10 protein-coding genes are annotated in these 12490 nt (G+C 63.6%); 1 reads left to right on the forward strand and 9 read right to left on the reverse strand.

Annotated features, from left to right (window positions below):
- Positions 1–31: 31 nt before the first annotated feature.
- The 9 genes from H582_RS25485 to H582_RS0101560 form a co-directional block, all read right to left on the reverse strand.
- Positions 32–1894 carry an IucA/IucC family protein gene (locus H582_RS25485; protein WP_240478898.1) on the reverse strand — a complete coding sequence of 621 codons (1863 nt, stop codon included), beginning with the start codon at positions 1892–1894 and terminating at the stop codon, positions 32–34.
- The gene (locus H582_RS25490; RefSeq protein ID WP_084136460.1) at positions 1788–3095 is read right to left on the reverse strand and encodes a type III PLP-dependent enzyme; all 1308 of its coding nucleotides are present in this window, start codon (positions 3093–3095) and stop codon (positions 1788–1790) included. The genes H582_RS25485 and H582_RS25490 overlap by 107 nt, the downstream gene beginning before the upstream one ends.
- A complete protein-coding gene (locus H582_RS0101530) occupies positions 3092–3871 on the reverse strand; it encodes an HpcH/HpaI aldolase family protein (protein WP_028597079.1) in 780 nt (259 codons plus the stop codon). Before H582_RS0101530 ends, H582_RS25490 begins: the two co-directional genes overlap by 4 nt.
- Positions 3868–5628 carry an IucA/IucC family protein gene (locus H582_RS0101535; RefSeq protein WP_228551568.1) on the reverse strand — a complete coding sequence of 587 codons (1761 nt, stop codon included), beginning with the start codon at positions 5626–5628 and terminating at the stop codon, positions 3868–3870. The genes H582_RS0101530 and H582_RS0101535 overlap by 4 nt, the downstream gene beginning before the upstream one ends.
- The gene (locus H582_RS0101540) at positions 5621–7225 is read right to left on the reverse strand and encodes an IucA/IucC family protein (RefSeq protein ID WP_228551570.1); all 1605 of its coding nucleotides are present in this window, start codon (positions 7223–7225) and stop codon (positions 5621–5623) included. The genes H582_RS0101535 and H582_RS0101540 overlap by 8 nt, the downstream gene beginning before the upstream one ends.
- 122 nt (positions 7226–7347) lie before the next feature.
- Complete coding sequence (locus H582_RS0101545; protein WP_028597082.1) at positions 7348–8703, reverse strand: diaminobutyrate--2-oxoglutarate transaminase; 1356 nt, start codon at positions 8701–8703, stop codon at positions 7348–7350.
- Positions 8704–8714: 11 nt separating this feature from the next.
- Positions 8715–9650, reverse strand: coding sequence for an ATP-grasp domain-containing protein (locus H582_RS0101550; RefSeq protein WP_164820145.1), 936 nt, complete (start codon positions 9648–9650; stop codon positions 8715–8717).
- A 234-nt stretch (positions 9651–9884) separates the two neighbouring features.
- Positions 9885–10667: an IucA/IucC family C-terminal-domain containing protein gene (locus tag H582_RS0101555; RefSeq protein ID WP_028597084.1), complete on the reverse strand. Its 783-nt coding sequence runs from the start codon at positions 10665–10667 to the stop codon at positions 9885–9887.
- Positions 10668–10688: 21 nt separating this feature from the next.
- Positions 10689–11486, reverse strand: coding sequence for an ABC transporter ATP-binding protein (locus tag H582_RS0101560; RefSeq protein ID WP_028597085.1), 798 nt, complete (start codon positions 11484–11486; stop codon positions 10689–10691).
- A gap of 165 nt (positions 11487–11651) precedes the next feature.
- On the opposite strand from H582_RS0101560, the gene H582_RS29680 reads away from it, so the two are divergent.
- Positions 11652–12380, forward strand: a complete 729-nt coding sequence (locus H582_RS29680) for a hypothetical protein (RefSeq protein ID WP_127464469.1) — start codon at positions 11652–11654, stop codon at positions 12378–12380.
- Positions 12381–12490 lie beyond the last annotated feature (110 nt).

The raw sequence follows: 12490 nt of genomic DNA on the forward strand, positions 1-12490 counted from the left end.
CCACTCCTCTTCGCCTACTGGCTTATCCCGTCTATCTTACACCAGATCGGAGAGGGGTTTCAAAATGCGAGCGCCTCAGCAGCTGGAACGGATTGGCTCCGGTCCCTTTGCCGGAAGGCATCGCTCCGGGCACTCCGTCGGACTCGAGCAGCGGAACGACGATCTGCTTGAGCGGCCACTCCTCGCTTTCGAAAATGGCGCGCTCGAGGCGGCCTCGATCCTGCTCCGGCAGCCCGGCAGCGGCGAATGCCTTGCGCCAGGCGCTCTCGGTCGAGCGCCACAGCCGCCGCTCCGGAATGCCGTATGCGGCGGCCAGCGATTCCAGGATGGACGCCAGATTGACTTGCGTGCCGAGCGACTGCACATAAAAGATCAGCTTTTCCGGCGTCTCGTTGTACAGGCTGTTGGAGTAGCCGGGACGGATGCGGTAGAGCGGGTCGCCGATGCCGTGCCGCTCGAGATAAGCCGGATGCAGCCGCACGGAGTCGTGGTCGCGGAACAGCAGGCCGTGCGGACGATTGCCGCTCAGCACCAGGCAGCAGTTCTGGCCGTGGATCTCCGGCACGATGCCTATCTTGAACAGGCGCATGACGATGTCGTAGAACAGCTCGGCCGTTTCTTCGTAGAAGGCGGCCGCTTCCTCCGCGGATACGTCCTTTCCGAGCAGCTCCGAGAGGAAATGGCCCTCCTTCCTCTGCACGCCGAGCGATGCCATCGGCACGGCTCTGCGGCCCTCGGCCAGCGCCTCCGCCGGCAGCTTGCGGATCTGCGCGGCGAGATGGCGGGGGCGGTCGTCGAACAGCCCCATCGGCTCCGGCAAGAACCCCCACCAGTTGCGCTCCTCGCACAAGAAGACGCGGTCCGCCAGCGCCGCGTCCCGGGCGAGCGCCTCGCGGAACATCCGCTCGCCCGCCAGTCCGTTCAGCAGCTTGACGACCGGCAAGTAGCGGGCGGCGCCGAGCGACAGGACGCTGAGCGGCAGCTTGAGCATCCGCTCCGGATCGTCCGGCGAGGCGAACGTCCGGATCGAGGAGGTCGCGAGGAAGCGGCCCGCCTCGACGTCCAGCACGACGATCGTCCCGTCGGCTATCTCGTCTCCGAATTCGGGCTTGATCTTGTGCTCCAGCTGCCAAGGATGAACGGGCAGCGCCATGTAGCCGGCTTCCGACAGCCGCCTGTGCGCCAGCTCGGCCTCCACAGCGGCTCTTTCCCGCCCGTCGAGCAGATCGAGCGGCTCGGCCTCGTCCGCCAGGCTGCCCCGCTGGATGCTCTCCTGCTTGACCGCGACCCAGCGCATCGCGGCCGGCCGGCCGAACTCGGCCATGCAGGCGGCGTAGTCTTCATCCGACAAGCCGATTTTGGCCTTGGCGAGAGGGTGGAACGGACGGTCGCGCAGCGAAGCGATCCTCTCGCCTTTAAGCAGCCAGGCAAACGGCGTCTGCGGCGCGAAGCCGAGCGGCTCAGCCGTCCGTTCCAAGCTCAGCTCCAGCTGGCGAGCCGCGATGTCGAGCCCTTCCAGAAATTCGCTCGTCCCGCGCCTGGCGAACGCCTCCGGCGACAGGACGGCCCGGAACACGGCCTCGCATGCTTCCCGCGGCGAGGCCGTCTGCCTCCAGCCGCCTTCCCCGTTTCGGACATAGACCGGAGAAGCCGCATCCCACACATGCCGCTGCCGGATGCCCGGCTCGAACAGGAACCGGAGCGCTCCGTCATAGACGAGCGAGCTGCCGCTTCCGTTGAACAGCGGCGCCAGCTCCGGCCGAGCGGCGAGCGGGCCCGCGACGCGGTCATCGAGCGGAATGAGCTCCTCGAACAGCAGCGCATCCATCAGATCCTTCATGATCTGACGCTGCGCCTCGCTGCCCTCGATCGGAACCTTGGCCGTCTGCATCATCGTTTCCCCCTGTCAAATAGTGAAATTCCGGATGCGGATGACCTAAAAAATCATGATGCGAGATCGTCCAGCAGTAGGCTCCGGACTGCTCGAGCACGACCACGTCGCCGACCCGCAGCCTCTCTACGGAAGCGTCCGCATGCAGCCGGTCCTTCGGCGTGCACAGCTCGCCGGCGATCGTGACCAGCCCGCCCTCCACGGAGGGGCGCTCGAACGGATAGGGCCAGCGCTCCGAGCTCACGACATGGAACGGATGGTCATGCCCCCAGGAAGCAGGCAGCCGGTTGTGATGCGTCCCGCCCCGCACGACGGCGAAATGCCGTCCGTGCGAGCTCTTGATGTCGACGACCTCGGCAGCGTAGCAGCCGTAGTTCGCGACGATGAACCGGCCCGGCTCGAAAAACAGCTCCGTTTCTCCCAGACGCTCCTCGATGCCCCGCTCCCGCAGCAGGCCGGTGAACCGCTCCCAGTCGAAGCCCGGCGTCCCGTCGTACGTCACGCCGAAGCCGCCGCCGGCATTGAGGACGCGGATGTCGAGCCCGCGCGCCTTCCACTCCTCGGCTTTGGCCACGTACAGCTCGATCATGGCGGCATGCAGCTCGGCATCCGGATTGTTCGACAAGGAGTGGAAATGAAGTCCGCGGCAGAGGACGAACCGATTGTCCGGCGAACGGAGCAGGGCGAGCGCCTCCTCCAGATGCGATTCGTCCATTCCGAACGGACTCGGCCGTCCGCCCATGACAATCGCGGTCTGCGGCAGCTGCCCCGAGCTCAGGTTGACCCGCAGCAGCACCTCGACCGGCTGCCTCCGGCGGGCGGCGATCCAGATGATCTTGCGCAGCTCGAGCAGGCTCTCGACATGGAGATAGGCCACGCCGAGCTCCAGCGCCGCCTCCAGCTCGGCATCCTTCTTGCCCGGCCCGCCGAACAGGATGCGCGCCTCTGCGGACACCTCCCGCACTCGCCGCAGCTCCCCGATCGAAGCGACCTCGAAGCCGGCGACGACCGGCAGCAGCGCCTCGATCAGGCGCGGATCGGGATTCGCCTTGATCGCGTAGAACAGCTTGCCTTGACGCGGCAAGCCGGGCAGCAGGGACGAGGCATGCCGCCGGATGCCTTCGAGATCGTACACATAGGCGCAGACCGGATCGCTCTTCTGCCGCTGCCATTGCTGGATCAGCGCCTCCACTTGCCGCTTCATGAGCTCATCTCCGTTCCTGCCGCATAGTCCGCCTTCTTTTGCGCGTAGGCCCGAAACGCGGTGTTGCGGTCGTCGCCGAGCACGAAAATGCGCACGCCGCGCTCGCTCCACCGCCGATGGCCGTCCTTGCCACGCAGTACGGCCGCATAAGGGACGCCGCAAGCGACGGCGGCGGCATGCAGCTGGTCCAGCGCCGCCGCGACCGCCGGATGCTCGGTCTGCCACGGCACCCCGAGCGACTGCGAAAGGTCCGCCGCCCCCTCCAGCACAAAATCGACATGCGGAGCGCTCAAGATGTCCATGCTGCGGCGGACGCCCTCCGCGCTCTCGATCATCGGCACGATCATCAGCTCCTCGTTCGCCCGGACGATATAGTCGGTCAGCGGGTATTTGGCGAAATCGCCTGGACGGCCGCTGTTCAGGCTGCGCCTGCCGACCGGATGATAAAAGGCGTGCCGAACCGCCTCCTCCAGCTGCTCCGGCGCTTCCACGGCCGGGATGACGATTCCTTGGGCGCCGCAGTCGAGCGCCTTGAGGATCTCGATCCGATCCACCGCGGATATGCGGACGAGCGGCGTCAGATCGTGCAGCTCCGCCGCCCTCACCATATCCTCGACGGTCTCCCAATTCGTCGAGGCATGCTCCAGGTCGATGATGACGAAGTCGTAGTCCGCGCGACCGATCAGCTCCACGACGATCGGATGGGGAATCGAGACGAACAGTCCGCATGCCTGCTGCCCTTCCCGCAGCTTGGCCTTCAGCCGGTTCGGCCTCATGTCCCGAGCTCTTCTCTCGCCTGGCGAAGCGGGTTCGGAGCGGCGCGGAAGTACAGCTCGCCGTCGCCGTAAATGCGACGCTTCGTCATTTCCTCGATCCGCGCGTCATCTCCGAACAGGTCGAACATCCGGTATCGCTCCGCATGCTCCGGATGCCGGCGCTGATAGTCGGCGATCGCTTGCGCGACGCTTCTCCAAAACTCGCTCTCGCTCAGGCCGAATTCCTCCAGCGCCCAGCAGAGATCGGTCATGCAGATGAAAAAGAACGCATCATAGGCGTAATCGCGCACATCCTCCGCCGTCTGCGCCTGCAGGAACGAATAGCGGTTGAACTTGCGATGCGTCTCCGGCTCGGGATGCAGCGCCGGCTGCCAATCCGGCCGCAGCAGCTTGTCCGGGACGTAGCGCACCCCGTCATGCAGATCCTTTACGATGATCCGCTTGGGCAGCAGATCCTCCACGACGAGGATGATGTTCTGCGCATGGGATTCGAGAGCGATGCCATGGGCATACAGCAGATGCGCGATCGGCACGACGGCCGCCGCGATGAGCCGGCGGCTCCACCGCTCCACGCCGTGGCGCTCGATCGCTTCCCGGAGAAACGGCTCGCCGTTCTTCTGGCGCAGCAGCGCTGCGTTGAGCGGCCAGGCCTCCTCGCCCGGCTGCAGATGCTGTGACACATTTTGCCGAAAGATCGCTCCAAGCGTGCCGTAGGCGGTCCGATACTGCAGCGGCGGAAGCGCGTCGTAGCGGAACGATACGCCTCCCTCCTCCTTCAGCAGCCCGAACCCGGCGGCCTGCAGCACTTCGTCGCTGCTCGCGATGCGCTCCAGCCAGGCGCTGACGAGCGGAGCGTTCTGCGTCGTATGATGGGCCAGGATGCGGCTCGTCGACGTATTCGTCAGGCTCAGCGAAAGCTTGACATAGGAGGCATCCGTCCGCTCCCGGCTCGCCAGCGTGCGGATCGACTGCTGCGCCCGATAGCGGCCCTCCGCCGCGCCGAGCGGAACGATGTCGCCGCTTGCCAGCTGCTCGGCGAATACGTTCGGCAGCATGTTCTCGAGCTGCCAGGGATGGACGGGCACAAACGCGTAGCTCTTGTCCGAAGCGCCGCGCTCGCTCAGCGCGAGGGCGAACCGGCTCCTGTCGCCGGCCGTCAGATGCCGATCGTACAGCTCCTCCAGGGAGCGTCCCGGATAAAGCGCCGCATCGAGCAAGGCGGCGTTGACGGCGACCCATTGCAGCTGGATCGGCCGGTCGAATTCGGGTCCGTACTTCTCGTTGTCCTCCAGGCTGAAGCCAAGCCGCGACTTGTAGCTCGGATGATACGGATGCCCGTCCGCCATATGGCTCTCCAGCGCTTCATAGCGCCGCTCCGCGGCCGGAATTCGCTCGGCCTGCGCCGCTCTCGACTGGCTGTCCTTGACAAACGTCTCCGTCAGCTCGTGGAGGAAGCCGCTCAACCGGGATCCTTCCAGCCGATGCTGCAGCACCTCCTCCAGAAAGAGGTACAGGCTGAAGTCCGCCGCTCCTTCGCGGCGGATCGAGTTCGGGACGAGCCGGATCCGCCCGAAGCTCCGCTTCACATCCGCTTCGAACGAGTACCGGACCGCCGAGCCGTCCTCCTTGCGCCCGAGCAGCGTCCACTCTCTCCCGTCCCGCTGCGCCTGCAGCACTCCTTCGAACAAAAGAGCCTGCAGCGTCTGGCGCATCACTCTGTCCGCCACCTCGCCGGCGACGATCTCTGCTCTAGACAAGCTGCTTGTCTGCCGCATCCGCTACACTCCTTATCCGTCTCATTAAATTGTCTACCGGCACATAAGCCGGCGTCTCGCTCGTTCCGGCCAGGCAGCTCGCCATGTTCCGCTTGGCGAGGAACGTGTCCGCCGTCAGCAGATGCCGGACGAACGGCAGCTCGCCGCCCTTTCGCTCCAGCTCCCGCTCGAGAACGTCGCGGACGATTGCCCAGAACGATTTCTCGCTGCTGCACGTCGACGCGGACAGGGCGTGGATGAAGGAGCCGAGATGATTGACGATGAAATAATAGCTCGTGCGCGCCCAGGCGTCTTTTGTCTCATAAAAGAGCGGCCCTTGCGCGCCGGGGGCGGCGAGGCCGCGATCGACGCTCACGCCCTCCAGATCCCGGATCACGAACGAGCGGGGCATTCCGTCGCGGATGGAAAGCAGCGTATTTTGCAGATGGGCCTCGAAATGGATGCCCTTCTCCTCCGCGGCGCGCACGATCGGCAGCAGCGAGAGGTCCAAATACCGGCGGAACCACGCCTCCGCCTGCCCGCTGTCGATCAGCGAGGCCAGCAGCGGCTTGTCATCCCCGGCCTTCGTCTCGATCAGGCTGGACATGACGAACGTGCAGGAGGGATCGAACTCGATCGGGCGGTACGCGACCGCGAGCAGCGCGGTCAGCTCCTCCCGCGGCATCCGGCAGGCCGCGATTCCTTCCTCGTACGCCACCTGCGTATGAGGCTCTTGCTCGAAGCAGCCGCTTTGCAGCAAGTAGGACGCGGCATCCATCGTCCGTCGCATCTGCTCCCTCGTATTGACCCTCTTCATATTGGTGATCTGGACATCCAGCGCCAGCTTGATGTTGCAGCGCATCTCCGGCACATAGACAGTCCGCACCGACGAGGTCGGATGACAGAGCGGGCCGCACGGACCGAGAGGCACGATCTGGCGCTCCCGCACATACTCGCCCGTTTCCTCCAGCGACAGCACATGCTCGTACTGCCACGGATGGACCGGCAGCAGCCGGTAAAGCGAGGCCGATGCTCCAAGCTCCAGCGAAGCTTGCTCGACCGCTTGGAGCGGATCTGCGATGCGGGGCTTGCCCCCGATCCATTCCTCCTCGAACTTGTCGCTGCGCACCGCCATGTAGCACAGCCGGAACGAAGCCTTCAGCTCCGGACTGTAGCGCCGGACATCCGCCTCGCTAAAGCCGAGCACGCTTTTGGGAAACGGATGGAACGGATGTCCGTGCAGCAGCGACTGTTCGGAGGTGAGATAGCCGTCGGGCAGCGCCGACTCCGGCTGGCTCATGAACAGCGCCAGCGTCTGCCGGCTGCCCGCGACTTGCTGCAGGAACCGCTCCTGCAGGCGTCGATCGAGCGATGGAGCTTCCGCCGCCATCTCCTGCGCGATCCATCGCGCCAGCTCGGCGCTGTCGAGCGGCCGTCCGTCGTGCAGGAAGCTTTTGTACCGGTGCTCGCCGATGGCCGACCGGCGGACGAGCTTGCCGGCGAGCGTAATGCCGCTGGCCGGAAACGTTACCGAGTAGTCCAGCTCCGGCGTGACGAAAAACCGGGATGCTTGGCCGAACTCCCGGATATAACAGTTCAACAAGGTTCTGCATGTATGCCGGTTTGCCTCATTCTGGGCGTCATGCTGCCGATTCCCGAGCAATGACATCGACCTTCTTTCTTAGAATCGTCCGCAGCAGGGCGAATCGCCGGTTCGCGCCCCTAGACGGCCACTCGGCTCGCTTCAACGGCTTCGACGACCGACTTCTCGAAAATCTCCAGCACCGCGGCCGTCTCCTCCTCGGTAATCGTAAGCGGCGGCAGGAAGCGGAGCACGGCGGAACGCCTGCCGCCGGACTCGACGATCAAACCGTTCTGGAAGCATCGTTCCTGGATGCGCTCAGCGAGCTCCCCGCTCGGCGGATGATGGCCCAGCCCGTCCTTGGGCAGGCTCGGATCGACCATCTCCACGCCGATCATCAGCCCTCTCCCGCGGACGTCTCCGATCTCCTCGTACCGTGCCTTCAACCGTTCGAGCGCCTCAAAAAACTGCTTGCTGCGCTCGTTCACCTGATCCAGCACCCGGTGCTCCCGCATGTAGGCCAGCGTCGCCAGGCCCGCCGCCATGCCGAGCTGGTTGCCGCGGAACGTTCCGGTGTGGGCTCCCGCCTGCCAGCAGTCCAGCTCTTCCTTGTAGATGACGACCGACATCGGCAGGCTGCCGCCGATCGCTTTGGAACAGACGATCACATCGGGCACGATGCCGGCATGCTCGAATGAGAACATCTTGCCGGTCCGGCCGATGCCGGTCTGCACCTCGTCGATGATGAGCGGGATGCCCCGTTCGGCTGTCATGCGGCGCAGCTGCCGGAGCCACTCCAGATCGGCCGGGATCGATCCCCCTTCTCCCTGGACCGTTTCGACGATCACCCCGCACGGATCGGCGATGCCGCTCTCGCAGTCGTCCAGCAGATGCTCGATATAGTGGGCGCTGATGCGCGCCGTCATTCCGTTGCCGACGCCGAACGGGCAGCGGTACTCGTACGGGAAGGGAAGGAAGTGCACGTCGGGCAGCAGGCTGCGGAGCCTGCTTTTTTTGCTCAGGTTGCCGCTCATCGCCATCGTCCCTTGAGTCGATCCATGATAGCCCCCTTGAAAGGCCAGGATCGCTCCTCCGCCCGTCGCATGCTTGACCAGCTTGATGGCCGCTTCGACCGCATCCGCTCCCGTCGGCCCGCAAAACTGGATTTTGGCCGTATCCCGCATCTCCTCCGGCAGCAGCAGGAAAAGCTCGCTCATGAAGCGGACTTTGAGCGGAGTCGCCAGGTCCAGCGCATGCAGCGGAATCTGCTCGTCGAGCGCGCTGCGGATCGCTTCGACGACGACATCGGGATTATGGCCGAGAGCGAGCGTTCCTGCGCCCGCCAGGCAGTCGTAATAGGTTTTGCCTTCCAAGTCGGTGAGCAGGACGCCCTTTGCTTTCTGAATGACGAGCGGGAAGCGGCGAGGGTAGGATCTCGCCTGCGACTCCCGGTCGGCTTGCAGCCGCAAGTATTGTTGCTGCGTGCGGTCGGACATGAAGATCCCTCCTATTCTTCGAATAAATAGTCCAGGTAGATTCGGAATACGTCGATCGAATCGCCCGTCAGGAAAAGATGCGGATCAATCAGATCCGGCAGCGCGTTGACTTCTAGAATCCCTCCGTTTTCCGCCTCCAGCGGCGATGCAATGTCCTTGCAGCGAATATCGATGCCGGCGACGTCGAGCTCCAAAGCGCTCGCGGCCCGGGCGGCCGCCTCCGCTAGATGCGGATGGCAGTCGGCGGAGCGGTCCAGCACGATTTCGCGGATCGAATCCGCAGCGAGAGTCGAGTCCGGATAAAGCTCCAGCCTCTCCTCCTGGCCGAGCACGCTTGCCGGCCCGAGACCGCAGGCCCGCAGCCGCTCCATCACCGGCGCCGAGCCGAGATCGACCGGCTGGTAGGAGCCCTCTTGCCGATCGCCGGTCCGCGCCAGCTGAGCTTCATTCAGACGGCTCACGAGCTGCTCGATCGTCGCTTCTCCGTCGCCGATCAGGAAGGCCGGCACGTATTCCAGCACGCCGACGACGCGTCCTCCGATGACGACGATGCGGACGTCGGTGCCTTCCACATATTTCTGCAGCATCGCTTTGCCGCTATGCCGGAGCGCGCTCGCGACCGCTTCCTCGAGCTGAGCCCCGTCGGCGACGCGAAGCGTCACGCCGACGCTGTTGCTCGCATCCAGCGGCTTCACGACGATCGGACGATTTTCCGCCAGGAAGCGGGCGGCCTCTTCGCCATGGCCGGATACGACGACATAGTTCGGCACGGCAAGCCCATGGCGCCTGAGCAGCAGATTGGACGCCTCTTTGTTTTTCGCCAGCAGGCCCGCCATCAGCTTCATGCGATGCGATCGGGTCCGGTTCACGATCCGTTTTTTGCCCTGGCGCTCCAGCTCCAGAAATTCCTCGCTTCCTTCGAGAAGCGGCCGGCATGCTATGCCCATCTCCAATGCTTTCTGGTGAATGAAGCGATTTTGCGCGTTTTGATAACAGATATCCATCAAGCCCGCTCCTTCCCCATCGGCTGCATCTTATTGATAATGATTGATAATGATTTTCAATATCAAAAGACATAATCAGCATAAATCCGACCTCTGAAATTGTCAATATAGGAATAAAATACTAAAAAACGCCCTGCTGGTGAAAAAAGCAGGACGTTTTTCATAGTTGCCGGGTGCTTACATCACGCCGGAAGGCTGATGGTTGATTTTAGGACAGGTGGGGCAATAATCCTCGGGGTCATCGGAAGCCAGGTAATAGAAGCAGCATGTCTTGCGGATGCGGATCGGCTCCTCCGATGCGACCGTCGCCACCTTAGGACCATAATAGCGTCCGAGCGGGTTTTTTTTCTCTCCGAACAGATGCGGCGGGGCTTCGACCAGATAGGCCAGGTCGCTGCGGACGATCGCTTGCCGCTCCTCGTCGAGGCCTTCCAGGAAACGGTTTTCATAAAGCCAGAACACATAGATCGCGGCATTTTCCCAAAGCACCGCCTTGGATACCGGGACATAGGCGGAAATGGCGTTCCAGGCCCGGCTGATGTTATCCGCAAAAACAGAGGCGACGATCCGCTCTCGCCAAGCCTCTCTCTTCCCGGCCTCCGGCCGGTTCGCTTCCCATTTTTCGAGACGGATCCGAGGCAGCCAGGCGCTGCCTCTCCATACGGATTCGATATGGGCGTTCTCGATGGAATAGTCCAGTCCCTTGTCCATGGCGCTCATCGCGTACAAGCTGGAGGCGATCGTCAGGTAGCTGTATCGCTTGGCGAACAAGGAAGCGTTGGCCGCGATCGTCTGCCCTTCGAACACCTCCCCCGCCCGGCCGATATAGCCCAGGCACTTGTCGCGATCCAGCAGATCGAGCGCCGGCATGGAGAGACGCCTGTCCTCCGACGGCTCCAGCGCCAGACGGAATTCCTCCGTCAGCAGATCGATCTCATGCCGTTCATAATCGAAGCCCATCATCGCCCTCCTGACCAAATGTCATGCGCCGAGCCTCCGGCCCTTGCCATGGGGCACGCATAGCGGCGTGCCGTACAGCGGATCTTCGATCACATCCGCCTGCAGGTTGAATACCGCTTGAATCATGTCCGACGTCACGACGTCCTCCGGCTTGCCCTGCACATAGACGGCCTGATCGCGAAGCGCGACCAGATGATGGGCATAACGGCAAGCCAGATTCAGATCATGCAGCACCGCGACGATCGTGCGCCCCTCCTCGACGTTCAGCCGGTAGAGCAGATCGAGCACCTCGATCTGATGCGTGACGTCCAAATAAGTGGTCGGCTCGTCCAAAAGGACGATGTCGGTGCCTTGAGCCAGCACCATCGCGATCCAGGCGCGCTGCCGCTGTCCGCCCGACAAGGAATCGACCGCGCGGTTGGCCAAGCCCGCCAGGCCGGTCGTCTCCAGCGCCCGGCTGACCTCACGCTCGTCTTCCTTGGACCATTGCTGCAGCCAAGACTGATACGGATAGCGGCCTTGCTTGACCAGCTGCAGCACGGTCAGCCCCTCGGGCGCGGTCGGCCCTTGCGGCAGCAGCGCCATCCGCTGCGCGACGGCTTTGGTCGGCAGCCGGGCGATGCTGGCTCCTTCCAGCAAGACGGTCCCCTGATAAGGCTTCAGCAAGCGGGCCATCGTGCGCAGCAGAGTGGACTTGCCGCAGCCGTTGCTGCCGATGAGGGCGGTGAACTTGCCCTTGTCGATCGTCAGGTTCATATCGGCAAAAATGGAGGTGTCTCCGTAGCGGACGGACAGTCCTTGCGTTTCCAGAGCATGCATGCGGCTCAGCTCCCCGCCCTTTATTTACCATTCACTTTAAGCGAGCTCCCCCTCCTTGTCAATGAGAATGATTATCAAAAAAAACATTGCGAACCTGTTCCGTCTCGCCTAAAATGGATTCGGATGCCAGTTCGACCATTGATTTCATCTCAAGGAGGAACCCCATTGCTTTCCCGAATTCGATTGCTCATCCTAACCGCGGTCCTCGCGGCAGCATCGCTCCTGGCCAGCTGCAGCGCTTCGTCGGACCGCTATATCGACTCCCCCGCGTCTCCTGCTCCTGCGAGCTCGGAGCCGGCGGAGCCGCAGCCGAGCGAGCCGGCCGACGCGTCGGCAAGCGACAAGCCCGCGCCATCGGCGAGCCCTGCAGCGAGTCCCGCCGCGGATTCGACCGCATCCACGGAGCCGGCGCCCTCACCTTCCGCTTCTGCTTCTCCTTCCGCTTCTCCGTCGCCGGCTCCCGTCAAGAAGAAGGCCGAGCCTCCAAAAGCGGCGACGTCTAAAAAAGACAACGAGTCCGTCAACAAGGCCGCCGCCGGCTCCATCCTGAACAAAAGCGACAGCTCCGCCGCTGACGCCTCCGCCGGCTCCGCCGAGCTGAGCAAGTCTGTCGAGGAGGCGCGCGCTCAGGTCAAGCAGCTGAAGCAGGATGTCGAGGAGCAGGACGACGCCAAGATCCGTTCGACGGCCGCCAAGCTAAAAGCCGCCTGGACGAGCGTCGAGCCGGACGCGCGTGCAAGCTACGCCGAGGCCGCCGCCCTGATCCAGGAGAAGATGGACGGGCTGGATGAGCTGATCGGCGCCGACACGCTCGATTACGACTCCCTGCTGCGGCTGGACTACGAGCTGTACCAGACGTTCCGCCAGCTGGCCGATCAAGCCGCTCCGCGCTAGCCTGACGCGGAGCTTGCCGCCCCATATGGAAGCAGCTTAGTCATTTTTCCATTTTATCCTTGACAAGTTTATCCACTGGCTCGATAATGATAATCGTTATCAATATAGGT

The sequence above is a fragment of the Paenibacillus pasadenensis DSM 19293 genome (assembly GCF_000422485.1).
GTDB classification, from domain to species: domain Bacteria; phylum Bacillota; class Bacilli; order Paenibacillales; family Paenibacillaceae; genus Paenibacillus_O; species Paenibacillus_O pasadenensis.

What these genes read in the sequence shown, in the direction of transcription:
- H582_RS25485 (WP_240478898.1), bottom strand. Translation starts at nt 1,894, where the DNA reads ATGATGCAGACGGCCAAGGTTCCGATCGAGGGCAGCGAGGCGCAGCGT.
- H582_RS25490 (WP_084136460.1), bottom strand. Translation starts at nt 3,095, where the DNA reads ATGAAGCGGCAAGTGGAGGCGCTGATCCAGCAATGGCAGCGGCAGAAG.
- H582_RS0101530 (WP_028597079.1), bottom strand. Translation starts at nt 3,871, where the DNA reads ATGAGGCCGAACCGGCTGAAGGCCAAGCTGCGGGAAGGGCAGCAGGCA.
- H582_RS0101545 (WP_028597082.1), bottom strand. Translation starts at nt 8,703, where the DNA reads ATGTCCGACCGCACGCAGCAACAATACTTGCGGCTGCAAGCCGACCGG.
- H582_RS0101550 (WP_164820145.1), bottom strand. Translation starts at nt 9,650, where the DNA reads ATGGGCATAGCATGCCGGCCGCTTCTCGAAGGAAGCGAGGAATTTCTG.
- H582_RS0101555 (WP_028597084.1), bottom strand. Translation starts at nt 10,667, where the DNA reads ATGGGCTTCGATTATGAACGGCATGAGATCGATCTGCTGACGGAGGAA.
- H582_RS0101560 (WP_028597085.1), bottom strand. Translation starts at nt 11,486, where the DNA reads ATGCATGCTCTGGAAACGCAAGGACTGTCCGTCCGCTACGGAGACACC.